Source organism: Streptococcus cristatus ATCC 51100, assembly GCF_011612585.1.
In the GTDB taxonomy this organism is placed as follows: Bacteria; Bacillota; Bacilli; order Lactobacillales; family Streptococcaceae; genus Streptococcus; species Streptococcus cristatus_H.
This window is the reverse complement of the sequence record NZ_CP050133.1, coordinates 373,008-388,936: the sequence shown is the minus strand read 5'-3', so window position 1 is coordinate 388,936 and position 15,929 is coordinate 373,008. Positions and strand designations below refer to the sequence as shown.

Genomic DNA, 15,929 nt, shown 5'->3' with positions numbered 1-15,929 from the left:
TATTTTTAGGATCAGACTAGCATGTTGTAAAGCGTTTCATTTCCGTTCAAATTGATAAAGGATGGGTCAAACTGCTCAATTCGATTGATCAGGCCTGCATAGTCATGCTTATTGGCCAAAGCAATCCCAATCAGGACCGGTCCGGTTCCTTTGCTGGCCCTCTTGATGTATTCAAATCGAGTGATGTCATCATTTGGCCCTAAGATATCATTTACAAATTCACGTAAAGCACCTGGCCGCTGCGGGAAATTCACTACAAAATAATGCTTGATACCATCATAGATAAGGGCACGCTCTTCCATTTCTGGCATACGGTTAATGTCATTATTTCCGCCCGAAATGATACAGCAGACTGTTTTTCCTTTAATATATTCTCGCAACACTTCTAAGGCTGCTACGCTAGCTGCACCAGCAGGCTCTGCGATGATTCCTTGTTTAGAATAGAGATCAATCAAGGTTTCTGAAATCAAGCCTTCATCAACCCCGATAAGTGTTTCTACATTCTTCTTCGTCGCTTCATAAGTAGAGGCCCCTACCTTTTGAACTGCGATACCGTCCGCAAATTTGTCAATTTCATTGAGTTTGACAGGACCGCCTGCTTCAAAAGCTGCTCTCATACTGCGGGCTCCATTCGCCTCTACCCCAATCACTTCAATTTGTGGCTGGCTTTCCTTGATGTAAGTGGATACTCCTGCGATGAGACCGCCGCCTCCTACTGGTACCAAGACCAAGTCTAAATTGATGGACTCCCGAGCTGTATCTTCTAGGATTTCATAAGCAACCGTTCCCTGGCCTGCTTGAACATGAGCATCATCAAAAGGATCGATGAAAGTCCGATTTTCCATCCGTGTGAATTCCATAGCCGCCCGAGCAGAAGCATCAAAAGTATCTCCTACTAGCTTAATCGTAACAAAATCGCCACCAAAGAAACGAACCTGTCCAATTTTTTGCTGAGGAGTTGTGATAGGCATAAAAATAGTAGCTGGAATTTTCATTTCATTACAAGTGTATGCGACACCCTGTGCGTGATTGCCCGCAGAAGCGCAGACAACCCCACGTTCTCGCTCTTCTTTACTCAACTGAGAAATGGCATAATAGGCACCACGGATTTTGAAAGAACGGACACGTTGGGCATTTTCCTTTTTAAGATAAATCTTTGCCCCATACTTCTCTGACAAGTAATGATCATAATCAAGCGGTGTATTGACAACAACATCTTTTAATACCTTATGAGCACGGACGATATCTTTTGCTGTTAACATTCCTTTTCCTTTCCAAATGAGGTAAACAAACTCAGCTGGTATCCCAGCTGAGTTTTCCACACAATCTTAGTTGTAGATCTTGAAAGCATCATCGTCGTTTTTACCAACGAATGGCATTGCTTTACGCAATTCTGCACCGACTTTTTCAATTTCAAGGTTAGCTGCTTGTTCACGGTAAGCAGTGAGTTTTGGACGTCCAGCTTTATAGTCATTTACAAAGTCATTTGCAAATTTACCATTTTGGATATCTGCAAGAACTGCTTTCATGTTTTCTTTGACTTGATCAGTAATCACACGTGGACCTGATACATAGTCACCGTATTCAGCAGTGTTTGAAATAGATTGACGCATTTTCTTGAATCCACCTTCATAGATCAAGTCAACGATGAGTTTCATTTCGTGCAGCACTTCGAAGTAAGCCAATTCTGGAGCATAGCCTGCTTCTGTCAAAACTTCAAAACCTGCTTCGATCAGGGCAGTCAAACCACCACAAAGTACAGCCTGTTCACCAAACAAATCTTCTTCAGTTTCTTCTTTATAAGTTGTTTCAAGCAAACCAACACGAGCTGCACCAACACCTTTACACCAGTCCATAGCGATATCTTTGGCATTGCCAGTCGCATCTTGGTAAACCGCATAGAGAGCAGGAACACCAAAGCCTTCTTCGAAAGTACGGCGAACCAAGTGACCAGGACCTTTCGGTGCACACATGAAGACATCTACATCAGCAGGAATCTTGATAAATTCAAAGTGGATATTGAAGCCGTGGGCAAAACCAACAGCATTGCCAGCTTCCAAGTTCGGAGCGATTTCTGTTTCGTACAATTCTTGTTGGATTTCGTCTGGAGCCAAAATCATGATCACATCAGCCAATTTAGTGGCTTCTGCCACTGTGTAAGTGTCAAAGCCATCTTCTTTAGCCTTGTCAAATGACTTACCAGGACGAACACCGATAATCACATCGTGGCCTGTATCACGCAAGTTTTGCGCATGGGCATGCCCCTGTGAGCCATAACCGATAACGGCAATTTTTTTACCGTCAAGTGCTGCTACTTTTACATCTTTTTCGTATTCCATTGTTACTGCCATAATGTTTACTCTCTTTTCTATTTTTATTGCCTCTTAGGCTGTTTTAACAAATTTAAGGTTTGGCTTAATCTCGGGTAAAGCCAGTTGCCCCAGTTCGTGCGATATTGCGAATGCCGTAAGGACGGATGACTCGTAAGAGCGCTTCGCTCTTTTCTGCATCGCCCGTCATCTGGATAGTGATCGAGCTTGGTGCCACATCGACTACCGTTGCACGGAAAGGCTGGATAATGGCCAAAATTTCTGCACGCTTAGCAACTGGTGCCGATACCTTGATCAAAATAACTTCTCGCTCTAGATGAGGATGATCTGTAATATCTCGCACCCGAATCACATCAATTTGGCGATTAAGCTGCTTGATAATCTGCTCCACTTCATTGAGGGAATTTACATCAATGATAATGGTGATCCGAGAAACATTTTCATCCTCGGTCGCACCTACAGAGATACTTTCGATATTGACCTGACGTCTGGAAAGCACACCAGTGAAGCGGTTCAGAACACCCGAACGATTTTGGAGTTTAGCTGTCAACATTCTACGCATGGAACTTCACCCCCAACATCTCATGATTGCTCTTGCCAGCTGGCACCATTGGAAGCACATGCTCCTTGCGAGAAATATCTACCTCGATAAACATCGGTATATCTTCCTTTAGGACTTCCAAATCTTGAGCAATAGTCTCGGGATTATCAAATTTATAGGATTTGACACCATAAGCCTGAGCCATGAGCTGAAAATCTGGCAAACTGTCAAAGACTGACTCGGAGGTCCGACCATCATAGAAGGCTTCCTGCCACTGACGAACCATCCCCAACGAATGATTATTGAGCATGATAACCTTAATCGGAATCTTGTAGATATTTAGGATAGCCATCTCTTGATTGGTCATCTGGTAGCCGCCATCTCCAACGAAGAGAACTACTTCCTTATCTGGATTGGCAATCTTGGCTCCAATCGCTGCTGGAACACCAAAGCCCATGGTTCCCAGACCACCAGACGTAACTAGCTGACGCTCGTTGCGATAAGGATAATACTGGGCTGTCCACATTTGGTGCTGGCCAACGTCCGTTACTACAATAGCGTCTCCCTTGGTCAACTCACCCACGCGCTCAATAACAGCCTGAGGTTGGACAACTCGTTCCTTCTTATCATAGGAGCGCACCCGCTCCTTGTCTCGTGTCACCTTTTCTATCCACTTGCTGGTATTGTTGTGCACTTGCTCTTCTTCAAGCAACATTTGCAAAGCTTTCTTGGCATCTCCTACAATAGGAATATCCACGCTGATGATTTTACCGATCTCTGCTGGATCGATATCAATGTGGGCCACCTTAGCACTTTTAGCAAAGGTCTTAGGATTACCAGTCAGACGGTCATCAAAACGACATCCAATGCTAATCATGAAGTCTGCTTCCGTCATAGCAATATTAGCCGCGAAAGAACCATGCATGCCACCCATACCTAAGAACAAAGGATGATCTGTCGCAATCGTTCCCTGACCCAACAATGAGGTCACTACTGGAATCTGATACCGCTCCGCAAAAGCAACCATCTCCGCTGCTGCTCCTGCATAGCTAATACCGCCACCAGAAAGAAGAACGGGTTTTTTAGCCTTAGAAAGCTGTTTAAGAATCTTCTTAATCTGTAATTCATTAGGCTCAATTGTTGGTTGATAGCTTGGCAGATGCAACTGAGTGTCATAGATAAAGTCCGTATCCAGAGCTGAGACATCCTTTGGCAAATCAATGACGACTGGCCCTGGACGACCTGTGGTCGCAATATGAATAGCCTCCGTAATGATTCTTGGTATGCCTGCCGTCTCCCGTACCTGATAATTGTACTTAGTGATGGGAGTAGTAATACCGACAATGTCTGCTTCTTGAAAGGCATCCTTACCAATGCCTGGCGTCGCTACCTGCCCAGTAAAAACCAAAAGGGGAACACTGTCACTCATAGCGTCGGCTATCCCAGTAATGGCATTGGTTGCCCCCGGACCACTGGTTACAACGGCCACACCAATTTTCCCAGTAGACTTAGCGTAGCCTTCTGCTTCATGAACACACCCCTGCTCATGGCGACCAAGAATATGGCGGATACCTTTAAAGCTATAAATAGCATCATAGAGGGGCAAGACTGCACCACCAGGATAGCCGAAAATAGTATCAACACCAAGATTTTTCAAGGTTTCCAAGACCAGCTGCGAGCCGGACTTAGGAGTTTCTAATTGGATTCTTTCCATATTTCCCCTTTCATTTATTTACAATTTTCTAAAAATTCAAAAAGCTTTCTACTATGATAACATTTTTGAAAAAAATTGCAAGTATCGCGGATGTTTTTTTTCATTCTGATTGAAAAAGATAAGAAAATCCCGCTAAATCCGAATGTAGCGAGATAGTTATCTTATATCCATCCTTGATCTTGAGCAATTCGGACAGCTTCCGTACGATTGTCTGCTGCTAGCTTAGTCAGGATGGTCGACATATAGTTGCGAATAGTTCCATTTGATAAATAGAGTTTTTCAGCAATTTCTTTATTAGAAAGCCCAGTTGCTGCTGCCTCTAAGACTAGAAGCTCCTGATGGGAGAGGGGATTTTTATGAGTCATCAGCACTTCCATAAGTTCAGGCGAATATTCTTTTTGCCCAGCCAAGACCGTGTGGATAGTTTTCATCAGATCCGCAATGCTCCGCTCCTTGAGTACATAAGCATCAACATCCGCCTTGACCGCTCGCTCAAAATAACCTGGCCGCTTAAAAGTCGTCACAATGATGACCTTGACAGCTGGCTGATGCTCCTTCACCCATTCTAGGACATCCAGCCCTGTCTGATAGGGCATCTCTACATCCAAGATAGCCACATCGACTGGATTGGTCTTGAGTAGCTCCATAGCTTCACGACCATCTGCCGCTTGAGAAACACTAGTAACATCCGGCTGCAACTGCAAGAGCTGGCTAAGGGCATCCCGCAGCATACTCTGATCTTCTGCTAATAATATCTTCATCGCTCGTCTCCTTTAATCCTGTACGGCAAGCGCACGCGAATAATGGTCGGCTTGTGATTGCTGATGACTTCCAGGCTACCGTCAAGCCCCTCCAAGCGCTCACGTACCGAATGCAAGTCTTGGCCTGTCACTTGCTTAAAACCTCGGCCGTCATCTTCAACTTCCAAGATCAAATCTCGATCCTGACTATACAAATCAATTCTGGACTTCTTGGCCTCTGCATGCTTGATAATATTGGTTGCTAATTCCAACAAAATCATACTAATGGTAAACTGCATTTCCGTAGGGATGCTGGCAACATTGAGCTGATTATGAAGCTCCAAGTCAATATCGCTCATTTCCAGCATGGTTCGAATTGTTGCTAATTCTTCATCTAGCGTCCGCGTCTTGAGATTGTCTACAATCCGTCGAACATCAGCCATGGCCTGCTTACTGATCCGTCGCACTTCTTCCATCTCTTTCTCCGCCTGCTCGTAGGCCTCCATTTGCAGGAATTGCTGGGCCAGTTCCGTCTTGACACTAAGCATGGCAAAGGTATGGCCCAAACTATCATGTAAATCCCGTCCAATTCGATTGCGCTCATTTTCCGCTAAGAAAAGATTGAGCTGAGCGTTCTGCTTGCTTTTTTCTTCCTTAAGCTGTTCAGCGACTTGGATACGATGCAGACCTAGGGTCAAGAAATCCGAAAAGAGAAAGGTCGTTGAGAAAAAGACCAGATAGCCAGTGTTCAATTGATGTTGCAGATACAACCCGACCAGAAGAGCCGGTTGGATAGCTAAGAAAGTCCAGAAGCGCCAAGATGTAAAGGAAATTTCCTTATAATGATAAACTAGAAGATTGGACAAATAAAAAATATACCACACGAAGCCCACACTCAGCCAAATGGGAGTATAAAAAATGTAGGCAAGCATGATCCACCAGGACAGAGCCTGGTAGAAAGGCTTTTTCTCTGTGAGGATGGTATAGTAAGCCCCTATAAACAATGCTGTCCAAAGCAAAGTCAAAAGCGGGTATTCACCGCTGATGACACCCGCTATTGGAAAGATGATAAAGACCAGAGAAATATGAAACATATGATGTATGTTTTTGAACTTTTCCCACATAAAACTATTTAACCTCAATCCGTTTTTTGAGCTGAAGGACTAAAATGCTAAAGAATATGGTATAGGCTAGGACGATTAGCATGGCAGAGACATTCCAGTCATGGTGTTCCAAATAGGCAGAAACCACCTGCATGAGCTGGTAACTCGGAGTTAGCTTGCCGATAGATTGCAACCAGTCTGGAAACATAGTCAGCGGAAACCAAAGCCCACCCAAGACCGCTAAAGCCATATAAACGATATTGCCTACGACCGACATGAGCTGGGCACTGGGCAGGAGACTGACCAAGACGCCCATGGCGATAAAGACCATACTACCGACCAAAAGAATTAGGGCAATCGCCAGCCAGTCCATCATGGGCATATTGACTCCACGAACGAAATGTCCAACAGAGAAGACAACGATGATGGAAAGCAGAAAGGTCAGTAAAGCACTGAAAAGCTTTGATATATAATATTCTACCATAGAAACGGGCGAATGCTGAATCAATTTTTGCCAGTTATTGGTCTTGTCCGACTGCAAGGTGCTAGGAATGCTAAAAAAGGCACTAGACATGATACTAAAAAGTGTCATAGAAAAGAGATAGGTTCGGAGCACAAGCGCCGGTACATCAGAACCTGACATTATTCCTGAAAAGATCAGATAGAACACGCTGGGCAGACCGATAGAGAGCAGGTAGTAAGCCGCCTGCCGCTTCATCAAAATCAACTCCATTTTCATTAAACTAACCATATTTTTCATAATGCTCTCCTTTACTCTTGTGTCGTCTCAAAAATACTATCCAGCAGGGTGCGATTGCGGACTTCGATTTCTTCAATCGTACAGCCATGCTCCTGCAGAATTTGCCAGACTTGACTGGCATCCTTGGTCGCAAAAGATAGCGCCTTTTGCTTGATTTCAATCTCTGTCACACCAGCTATCTTTTCCACGATTTCTTTATAGGAAAGGGGCAGTGTGAAGTGTTTTTCCTGCTCTTCCTTGCGCATGGCATAAGGCGTGGTGTCGCGGATTAGCTCTCCCTTATGAAGCACCAAAATCCTGTCAGCTGTATGCTCCACTTCTTCAATGTAATGGGAAGAATAGACAATGGTCACGCCTTGCTTCTTGAGCTGGTCCACTATTTCCCAGAAATGCTGGCGGGTCGAGGTGTCCATGGCCGAAGTCGGTTCATCCAAGAAGAGGATCTTTGGACGGCCAATCAAGGATAAGATAAAGGAGAAGAGACGTTTTTGACCACCAGAAAGCTTGGCAGCTAGCTGGTTTTTTTGCTTGTCAGAAAAGCCCAACAAGGCATCGATTTCCTCTTCAGACAGGCTGTTAGGATAGATAGAGCGAAAGAAAGCAAGGAGTTCCTTGACTTTCAAATCTCCCACCACTGTATTTTCCTGAGGCAAAATGGCAACCATCTCTTTCAAACGATTATCTGTCGGCTTTAACCCTTGAATCTGGGCTTGACCAGAAGTCAGGAATTTATCGCCTAGGAGACAGTCCATCAGAGTTGTTTTGCCAGCTCCGTTGGGGCCAATCAGAGCCACACAATCCCCTTCTTCAATGTCAAAGGAAATGTGGCGCAAAATCTCTTTCCCCCGAATGCTTTTAGATAGCTTTTTCACTTCAATCAATTTCATGATCTTCCTCCTTAATAAAATCATAGATGAGCGGCCAGATGACAAAGACAACTAGAATCACTCCCCAGATACCTAGATAGAATTGCTGGGGTAGAAATTCCAACAAGAGACCTGTCGCCATCTGCAGAATCCATAAAGCAGCTGAAAATCCAATAAATAGGATGGACAAGTATCTTTTCATTTCTTCTCTACCTTCTTTCCTAACTTGGTCACTTCCTTTAGAACATAGCCAGCCATTCCCAAGCCAGCAAAAATTTCCCAAGAAAAGTGGTAAAGTTCCGCTCCGTCCATTCTTGCCAACTGGTAAAACATCATCCCAACAAGACTCAAGACTGTTACTTTTATCAACCACATTTTCATGTAACCACTCCTAATTTCTTCATTTCTTACTTGTATTATAGAACTTCCTCCCTCTTCCGACTAGATGATTTTGTCATTGGACTATATGACAAATGTCATTCTAGACAGCAAAAAAGACGAGATGACTCGCCTTTTAAATATTCTTATTCTTCTTTCAAGCCGCCCAATTTCATCCCTAGGATAAACATTGAAGGAGAAGCGTCTTTTATGTCATTAAGCCCCAAGTCTTTAAAGAAAGATAGACTCGCTGCTTTCGCTACATCCATTTTCTCAAAATCCAGATCAACTATGGCCTGTAGTTTCTTATCAGCTGTTACGGAGTATTCAATCGTCACTCCTTCCATATTCCTAGCTTCCACATAGTTTGGTTCTGATTCCATGCCTTCTCGGATGATAGCTGTCATTTCCTCTGGGCTCATAGTAGCTGCAGCTCCACTGGCTTCTTCTGGCAAGTCGCTCAGTAGCTCCATTCGTAGTTTCAAGAGCTTGTCTCCCTGATAGGTCACCGTGTCGCGATGATGGATACCTTTAAGGTCTCCGACCAAGGTTTTAGAAACAATCTCTTTGCTTTCAGGAAGTGAGTAAGAAGATGAATCACTGGAGCTGGAACTTGAGCTCGTTTCAGCAACTCTTGATTCAGCTGGAGCCTTTGGACGATGCTTGCCAAATTTCGGAACTACACATCCTGTCAATAATACAGAAGCAGAAATAACTAGAATAAATAACTTTTTCATAGTACACCTTTTCTTTTTATTTTTTCCAGTATACCATAATACCACTATCTTGTCTAAATCTTACATATAAAAAAATCAAAGAGAGTGGGGCAAAAGTCCTAGCCTCTCAATTGTCTTTGGATTGTCGAGCAAAGACGCAGTGGTTGAGTGGGCTCTACTACGCTGATTTCATCAACTTTTACAGCCCTACTCAACTGTGCGGAGGTGGGACGACGAAATCGAATTCTAACGAATTACCGATTTCTGTCCCACTCCCAAATAAATTATTCTACACTAAAAATATATGGATAAACTGGCTGATTTCCTTGATGGATCTCAACTTCTAGATCTTCATATTCTTCCATCAGATCTTGAGCCAAGCCATTTGCCAATTCCTCGTCACCATCTTCACCGATATAGATGGAAACAATCTCACTGTCTTCATCCAACATCTTCGCAAAGGTTGCTTTTAAAGTTGTTAACATATCTGGATTTGACACAAGGATTTTGCCATCAACCATACCCAAGTTATCATTTTCATGGATTTCGAGGCCATCAATGGTCGTATCACGAACTGCAGTCGTAATGCTACCGCTGACCACGTCGCTCAAGGCAGCTGTCATTCGCTCATGGTTCTCTTCGATGGTTTTTCCACTATCAAAGGCCAAAAGGCTTGTCAAACCTTGAGGAAGCGTGCGTGTTTCAATCACTGTCGTTGGTTGCTCAAGCACTTCCGCTGCAGATTGAGCCGCCATAAAGATATTTTTATTGTTAGGTAGGAAAATGATATTACGCGCATTCACCTGGTCAACAGCCTTGATAAAGTCCTCTGTAGAAGGGTTCATAGTCTGACCACCGGAAATGATATAGTCCACACCCTGAGCCTTGAAGATTTCAGCAAGGCCATCACCAGCTACTACTGCAATAATAGCGTACTCTTTTTCTTCAGCTGGCTTGGTAGCTTTTTCTTCCTTCTCAAGCTGGGCTTCGTGCTGGTTGCGCATGTTGTCCACTTTTACCTTGACAAGGCTACCATACTTCAGTCCCTCTTGCATGACCAGACCTGGATCTTCTGTATGAACGTGCACTTTCACGATTTCATCATCATTAACTACCAGCAAGGAATCACCAAGTTCATTCAAATAATTACGGAATTCATCATAGTCAAAGTCCTTGACATAGGTTGGTCCTTGCTTCAAAGCCACCATGATTTCTGTACAATAACCAAAAGTGATGTCTTCTGTCGCCACATGGCCTGCTACAGATTTGTGGTGTTCAGCATTGATCATCTCAGTCATCGTAGCTGGAGTCGCTTGGAAATCTTCTGATGCGATATATTCGCCAGTCAGGGCAGAAAGGAAACCTTCATAGATAAAGACCAAACCTTGACCACCAGAGTCCACAACACCAACTTCCTTGAGAACTGGCAACATATCTGGAGTTTTAGCAAGGGCAGCCTTTGCTCCTTCAAGAGCCGCTTTCATAACTTCGACAGCATCATTTGTCGCTTCAGCTTTCTTTTTAGCACCGATGGCCGCACCACGAGAAACAGTCAGAATTGTTCCCTCAACTGGCTTCATAACAGCCTTATAGGCTACTTCTACACCAGACTGGAAGGCAAGAGCCAAAGCTTGTCCATCAAGCTCATCTTTGCCTTTTACGCTTTGTGAAAAACCACGGAAGAGCTGAGACGTGATAACACCAGAGTTCCCACGCGCACCCATCAAAAGTCCCTTGGCAAAGATAGCAGCCACTTCACCAACTGTTGAAGCTGACTTATCAGCTACTTCTTTGGCACCATTTTCAATGGTCATGCCCATATTGGTTCCTGTGTCACCATCTGGAACTGGGAAAACATTTAAAGAATTGACATATTCAGCCTGTTTATTTAAACGAGTTGATGCCGCCTGCACCATTTCTTGAAATAAACTAGTAGTAATATTTGACACGATTATTCTCCTACAACTTTAATATTTTGGATATAGACATTCACTGTGTGGGCAGTGATCCCAAGTTGATTTTCCAAACTAAACTTAACGCGTTCTTGGATATTTTTGGAAACTTCACTAATTTTAATGCCGTAGCTCAAAACAGTATAAACATCAACTGCAATACCACCATCCTCAGACGTTTTTACTACCACACCCTTGGCATAGTTTTCTTTACCCAAAAGAGCTTGAAAGTTATCTTTAATTGCATTTTTGCTGGCCATTCCAACCACACCAAAAATTTCGGTTGCTGCGCCGCCAACGATTGTTGCAATCACGTCATCAGTCAGCTCAATTTGACCATCTTTTGTATTGATTTTTACAGTCATCACTTGTACCTCAAAAGTATTTTATAGTTTATTTTACCATATTTTAGACAGGGTGTAAAAGAGGAAGGACAGAAATAAACTGTCTAGTCTGAAAATTCAACAACAAAAAAGGGAAGGAATAAATCTTTCCAATCCCTTTCATGTATTAAACGCGTTCAACTTTACCTGACTTAAGCGCGCGAGCTGAAGCCCAAACTTTTTTAGGTTTTCCGTCGATCAAAACAGTAACTTTTTGAAGATTTGGTTTAACAGCGCGTTTTGTTTGGTTCATCGCGTGAGAGCGGTTGTTTCCAGATACAGTCTTACGACCTGTAAAGTAACATACTTTAGCCATTAGTGTGTTTCCTCCTATTAGATCTAATATTACGGATGTGCTAGCACCACATACCGTACTATATTATCAAAAAACTTGACGTTTGGCAAGTACATTTTCCCAAACTTTACAATTTCTAACCAATAATCCGTTTTCTTAAATGTAAACAATCTTCAAAGAGCCAAAGGCGACGTTACCACGCACATATAAAATCTTGTCTTTCTCATTGACATTATGCGGATTGACCACTGTACCGAAAGCATTGTCCACATTTAGTTCTACTTGCCAGTTACTTGGGATGTAAAGCGTCGCACTACTGAAGGCTACTTCCACATCAAAACTAGCAGAATCGCCTAAAATTCTGGCATTATCAAAATATACGGTCGCACTACCAAAAACACATTCTACTTTATCATGGACGAAATTCTCCGAATTGATATAGCGAGTGCCGCTGCCAAAAGAAATCTCTCCTTCTGTTGTAGACAAACCCTTTCTAGACAAATAACGAACACCCCAGATCCTTCTTGGCTTGAAAATCATGTTAAGCCCAATGCAGGCCAAAACACCACCCATTACCAAGGTGCCTGTAGAGATAGCCAAGAAGTGATAGACAGAATTAGCAATTATCAGAGCAATAATCGTCATGATCAGGGCAGCACCAAAATCTCGCTCCAAGAAATTTTCCAAAGCAAAATAAGCAAACATGCCGACCAAGAGCAGGGGCCAGATATTAAAATTAAACATAGGAATACCAAAGTTTCCCTGAAGCAAAATCCAGCCGGCTAAAACCAAAAAACCGACGCCTAGAATTGTTTTTTTCATGATGATTACCTCACTTCACTTAACTTTTCTTTTAGTAGTTGATAATAATGCCTTGAAACATGCACTTTCTTATGTGTCTCAGAAAACTGGACGGAACTGGTACCCGAGAAAGACTTTTCTAGAGAATAAATCGCCCTAGCATTAGCAATGGTTGACTTGGAAATTCTGCAAAAATAACGGGGCAGCAACTCCTCCAGCTCGTAGAGTTTCAACTTGACCTCGTAGGCATCATTGCGCGCGTGGGCAAAGATTTTGGCTCCATCCGTCTCGAAAAAAAGAATCTCCGCCAAGTCCACAAAATACTCACTATTTTCCTTATAAAAGAGAATGGCTGGAGCAGTCGCTTCATTCAAAGCATCTTGAATCTTCTGAATTCTCTCATCAATCCGCGATACTCGAATCACCAATTCTGTATCAGCCAAACGATCGTCTAGCTCAATTCGAACCTTCATAAGCACTCCTCCCCTTTTTCTATCTTCATTATAACAATTTCTTGAAAAGAAACAAGGGACTTTCAGTAAGTGGTCAATTTCGACTGGTAAGTGGTTGTTTTAAAAGATTGAAATGAAATAAAAAATCTTGAATTTTCCAAACATAAGGCTTCAAAGAAATTGATCATTACCCATTTTTATCAACACGACAATACTGATTTACTACTATTTCTATGATCATAAGCTCTCTATCCAGCCTAACATGGATAAATCGGGTATGAACAATTCTAACGCTACTTCTCAAACCACACTTGGCTCTTTATCTTAGTTTTAGATAAAAACTAAAACTTATTCTCCATACTGGCTTACGTCTCATTTGACAATTTTTCCCGTTTTGATATAATGGACGCTCAGGAGGTATCGTATGTCAAAACAAAAAATTAATCGTTTTGTCGGATCTATTGGAGCTTTTATTGGAATTCTTGTATTCGTCGCTTATATTCCACAAATTATCGCAAACTTACAAGGATCCAAAGCTCAACCTTTCCAACCACTATTCGCAGCAGTTTCTTGCCTGATTTGGGTTATCTACGGTTGGACAAAAGAACCTAAAAAAGACTGGATCCTCATTATTCCCAATGCTGCGGGAGTGATATTAGGTGGCCTAACTTTTCTTACTTCTTTATAAGAAGTATATAAACAAAACCAGCAACCCCATAAAAAAGGTGCTGGTTTTCTTTCTGCCGATTGCAGGGTTCGAACCTGTGACCTACGCGTTACGAGTGCGTTGCTCTACCAACTGAGCTAAATCGGCCTCTACTTGTCTCCTATTCTAGCACTCTGAATGATTTTGTCAAGTTCTATTGGCAGTTTGGAAACTCGAATGAAGTAAATATTCTACCTAGGAATATACAGTTTCCATATTTCAAACAAGTTCCAGAAAACTTTATTTTTTCAAAAAAAGCTATTGATGCAGTTGCTGATTTGTTTTATAATAGCTTGAATTCAAAAAAAGTGAGGGATCTTATGAAATTCTATTCGTATGACTATGTACTGAGTCAGATTAGCCAGCAGAATTGGGTGATGGTGATTGTATCCGCCTGCTTGGTTTTGGTGACGGGATTTTTTGCCTTTAAGGCCTATAAAGATAGACGAGGAAGTAAGTTCCGCGAACTATCCATTATTTCTATTTTGACCCTAGTAGCCACTGTTTTGATTAGCATTACGAATTTCCAAAGTAATCAATCAAATGACAATCAATTCCGAAGCTCCTTACATTTTATTGAGGTTATCTCAAAAGAATTAGGCGTTGAGAAGGAGGAGGTCTACGTCAATACTTCAGCTACGACAGATGGCGCAATTATCAAGGTTGGCAAACAATTCTACCGTGCCATTAGCGGAACCGATCACGATAGCTATTTGTTAGAAAAAATGGAACTGCACAAATCAGACGTTGAACTCGTGGAGGTTGAAAAATAATGAGCTTTTTTATTACAATTGCAATTAAGTTAGCTTTGGGACTCGTTTCCCTCGTTTTTGTCATCAATGTGACAGGTAAAGGGAATTTAGCACCAAGTTCCGCAACAGACCAAGTACAAAACTTTGTTCTCGGTGGCATTATCGGCGGGGTCATCTACAATAGCTCCATTACGATCCTTCAATATGCAGTCATCTTGATTATCTGGACTATTCTGATTTTGCTCTTAAAATGGCTAAATACCAACGTTTCCTATATCAAACATCTGATTGATGGGAAACCAACCATTATCATCAAAAACGGTAAACTAGATCCTGAAGCCTGCCGTTCAAAAGGGCTATCCGCATCAGACGTCGCTTTGAAATTACGCTCTCAAGGAGTCTTCCAACTGAAAGAAGTCAAAAGAGCTGTCATCGAGCAAAATGGTCAATTGATTATCGTAAGAATTGGCGATGAAAATCCAAAATATCCAATCATTACCGATGGAGTTGTCCAACTTGAAATCTTAGAAACTATCGGCAAGTCAGAAGAGTGGTTAATGACCGAACTACAAAAAGAAGGATTTGAAAATATCTCCGATATCTTCATTGCAGAGTATGACAAAGGTGAAATTAATGTGGTGACCTATTAAAAATTAGTTGTCATTTCGTAGCAGTTATTTGCTTTTTCTTCGTAAAGAGGTTATACTTATATCTATTATCTCGCTTGAATGAGTATCAAACCGCATCCAACTTAGATAATACACTAAATAAACGGAGGAAATTTCCATGTCAATCGAAGAAAAATTCAACCAAGCTAAGGGCTCTCTCAAAGAAGGCTTCGGTAAACTTACTGGCGATACAAAAACTCAAGCAGAAGGAACTGCTGAAAAAGTAGCTTCAAAAGTGAAAGAAGTTGCTGAAGACGCAAAAGGCGCTGTTGAAGGTGCTATCGCAGGCGTTAAAAACATTATCAAAAAAGACGAAGAATAATCATCGTCTTTCGTTCTTAATAAAAAAACACTCTTATCCTATGCTTTTAGCAGAACTATGGATGAGGGTGTTTTTCTATATTGCAAAGGCACTGACTTTTCAGGAGAGATCAGAAGCATCCCCTGAATGTCAAACTGAGACTTTTTCTACGATCCTTTTATAAACTGAGATACACAGAAGCCATGTTAGCCAAACAAGCTGGAGTTTCACTACAGCCTGTTTCTGGAGCCTTAACTCATAGTGATAAACAGGTAACAAAAGCATATGTAATTACAGCTGATATCGCTAATCAAACAATTCGTGAAAATTGCTTTTATAAATCTCAAAAAATGACTCAGAGAAATTTCCGGGAAACTCTTGACTTTTTAGAAAAAAGAGATCCAGAGAAAATTCTTGAATGTCCGCAAAGATTAACGACTCCATCATTCCTGTCACTAAACTGGAAATGAT

21 protein-coding genes and 1 tRNA gene are annotated in these 15,929 nt (G+C 42.1%); 5 read left to right on the top strand and 17 right to left on the bottom strand.

The features are described 5' to 3' along the window. Positions 1–11 precede the first annotated feature (11 nt). From ilvA to HBA50_RS01940, 16 genes are all read right to left on the bottom strand, one after another. Complete coding sequence (ilvA, locus tag HBA50_RS02020; protein WP_045500700.1) at positions 12–1,262, bottom strand: threonine ammonia-lyase IlvA; 1,251 nt, start codon at positions 1,260–1,262, stop codon at positions 12–14. Between the two features lie 66 nt (positions 1,263–1,328). Further along, the gene (gene ilvC, locus HBA50_RS02015) at positions 1,329–2,351 is read right to left on the bottom strand and encodes a ketol-acid reductoisomerase (RefSeq protein WP_045500699.1); all 1,023 of its coding nucleotides are present in this window, start codon (positions 2,349–2,351) and stop codon (positions 1,329–1,331) included. 64 nt (positions 2,352–2,415) lie between these two features. Then, positions 2,416–2,892, bottom strand: coding sequence for an acetolactate synthase small subunit (gene ilvN, locus HBA50_RS02010; RefSeq protein WP_005591757.1), 477 nt, complete (start codon positions 2,890–2,892; stop codon positions 2,416–2,418). Next, positions 2,885–4,585, bottom strand: coding sequence for an acetolactate synthase large subunit (locus HBA50_RS02005; RefSeq protein ID WP_045500698.1), 1,701 nt, complete (start codon positions 4,583–4,585; stop codon positions 2,885–2,887). Before HBA50_RS02005 ends, ilvN begins: the two co-directional genes overlap by 8 nt. A gap of 161 nt (positions 4,586–4,746) precedes the next feature. Then, positions 4,747–5,346, bottom strand: coding sequence for a response regulator transcription factor (locus HBA50_RS02000; RefSeq protein WP_045500696.1), 600 nt, complete (start codon positions 5,344–5,346; stop codon positions 4,747–4,749). Beyond that, a complete protein-coding gene (locus HBA50_RS01995; protein ID WP_045500694.1) occupies positions 5,343–6,449 on the bottom strand; it encodes a sensor histidine kinase in 1,107 nt (368 codons plus the stop codon). The genes HBA50_RS02000 and HBA50_RS01995 overlap by 4 nt, the downstream gene beginning before the upstream one ends. 4 nt (positions 6,450–6,453) lie before the next feature. After that, positions 6,454–7,188, bottom strand: coding sequence for an ABC transporter permease (locus HBA50_RS01990; RefSeq protein WP_045500692.1), 735 nt, complete (start codon positions 7,186–7,188; stop codon positions 6,454–6,456). A gap of 11 nt (positions 7,189–7,199) precedes the next feature. Then, positions 7,200–8,075 (bottom strand): ABC transporter ATP-binding protein, encoded by an 876-nt coding sequence (locus tag HBA50_RS01985; RefSeq protein ID WP_045500690.1) that lies wholly within the window; start codon positions 8,073–8,075, stop codon positions 7,200–7,202. Beyond that, positions 8,062–8,256 carry a hypothetical protein gene (locus HBA50_RS01980; RefSeq protein ID WP_045500688.1) on the bottom strand — a complete coding sequence of 65 codons (195 nt, stop codon included), beginning with the start codon at positions 8,254–8,256 and terminating at the stop codon, positions 8,062–8,064. Before HBA50_RS01980 ends, HBA50_RS01985 begins: the two co-directional genes overlap by 14 nt. Beyond that, on the bottom strand, positions 8,253–8,435 hold the full coding sequence (locus HBA50_RS01975; protein WP_045500686.1) for a hypothetical protein: 183 nt from the start codon (positions 8,433–8,435) through the stop codon (positions 8,253–8,255). The genes HBA50_RS01980 and HBA50_RS01975 overlap by 4 nt, the downstream gene beginning before the upstream one ends. 143 nt (positions 8,436–8,578) lie before the next feature. Continuing rightward, positions 8,579–9,169 carry an SP0191 family lipoprotein gene (locus HBA50_RS01970; RefSeq protein WP_045500684.1) on the bottom strand — a complete coding sequence of 197 codons (591 nt, stop codon included), beginning with the start codon at positions 9,167–9,169 and terminating at the stop codon, positions 8,579–8,581. Between the two features lie 263 nt (positions 9,170–9,432). Next, entirely contained in the window at positions 9,433–11,097 is a 1,665-nt protein-coding gene (locus HBA50_RS01960) for a DAK2 domain-containing protein (protein ID WP_045500682.1), read from the bottom strand. A gap of 2 nt (positions 11,098–11,099) precedes the next feature. Next, entirely contained in the window at positions 11,100–11,465 is a 366-nt protein-coding gene (locus HBA50_RS01955) for an Asp23/Gls24 family envelope stress response protein (RefSeq protein ID WP_005591747.1), read from the bottom strand. A 145-nt stretch (positions 11,466–11,610) separates the two neighbouring features. Continuing rightward, positions 11,611–11,799, bottom strand: a complete 189-nt coding sequence (rpmB, locus tag HBA50_RS01950; RefSeq protein ID WP_001140948.1) for a 50S ribosomal protein L28 — start codon at positions 11,797–11,799, stop codon at positions 11,611–11,613. Positions 11,800–11,934: 135 nt separating this feature from the next. Next, the gene (locus HBA50_RS01945) at positions 11,935–12,600 is read right to left on the bottom strand and encodes a LiaF transmembrane domain-containing protein (protein WP_045500678.1); all 666 of its coding nucleotides are present in this window, start codon (positions 12,598–12,600) and stop codon (positions 11,935–11,937) included. 5 nt (positions 12,601–12,605) lie between these two features. Then, complete coding sequence (locus HBA50_RS01940) at positions 12,606–13,052, bottom strand: LytTR family DNA-binding domain-containing protein (protein ID WP_015605723.1); 447 nt, start codon at positions 13,050–13,052, stop codon at positions 12,606–12,608. A 403-nt stretch (positions 13,053–13,455) separates the two neighbouring features. On the opposite strand from HBA50_RS01940, the gene HBA50_RS01935 reads away from it, so the two are divergent. Beyond that, a complete protein-coding gene (locus tag HBA50_RS01935) occupies positions 13,456–13,719 on the top strand; it encodes a SemiSWEET family transporter (RefSeq protein ID WP_005591744.1) in 264 nt (87 codons plus the stop codon). Between the two features lie 53 nt (positions 13,720–13,772). On the opposite strand, the gene HBA50_RS01930 is transcribed toward HBA50_RS01935, so the two are convergent. Further along, a tRNA-Thr gene (locus tag HBA50_RS01930) sits at positions 13,773–13,845 on the bottom strand. 212 nt (positions 13,846–14,057) lie between these two features. Here HBA50_RS01930 and HBA50_RS01925 point away from each other — a divergent pair. From HBA50_RS01925 to HBA50_RS10215, 4 genes are all read left to right on the top strand, one after another. Beyond that, the gene (locus HBA50_RS01925) at positions 14,058–14,510 is read left to right on the top strand and encodes a DUF3290 family protein (RefSeq protein ID WP_045500949.1); all 453 of its coding nucleotides are present in this window, start codon (positions 14,058–14,060) and stop codon (positions 14,508–14,510) included. After that, the gene (locus HBA50_RS01920; protein ID WP_045500676.1) at positions 14,510–15,139 is read left to right on the top strand and encodes a DUF421 domain-containing protein; all 630 of its coding nucleotides are present in this window, start codon (positions 14,510–14,512) and stop codon (positions 15,137–15,139) included. The genes HBA50_RS01925 and HBA50_RS01920 overlap by 1 nt, the downstream gene beginning before the upstream one ends. Positions 15,140–15,275: 136 nt before the next feature. Further along, the gene (locus HBA50_RS01915) at positions 15,276–15,479 is read left to right on the top strand and encodes a CsbD family protein (protein WP_045500673.1); all 204 of its coding nucleotides are present in this window, start codon (positions 15,276–15,278) and stop codon (positions 15,477–15,479) included. Between the two features lie 182 nt (positions 15,480–15,661). Further along, positions 15,662–15,928, top strand: coding sequence for a hypothetical protein (locus HBA50_RS10215; RefSeq protein WP_045500670.1), 267 nt, complete (start codon positions 15,662–15,664; stop codon positions 15,926–15,928). The last annotated feature ends 1 nt before the right edge of the window (position 15,929 follow it).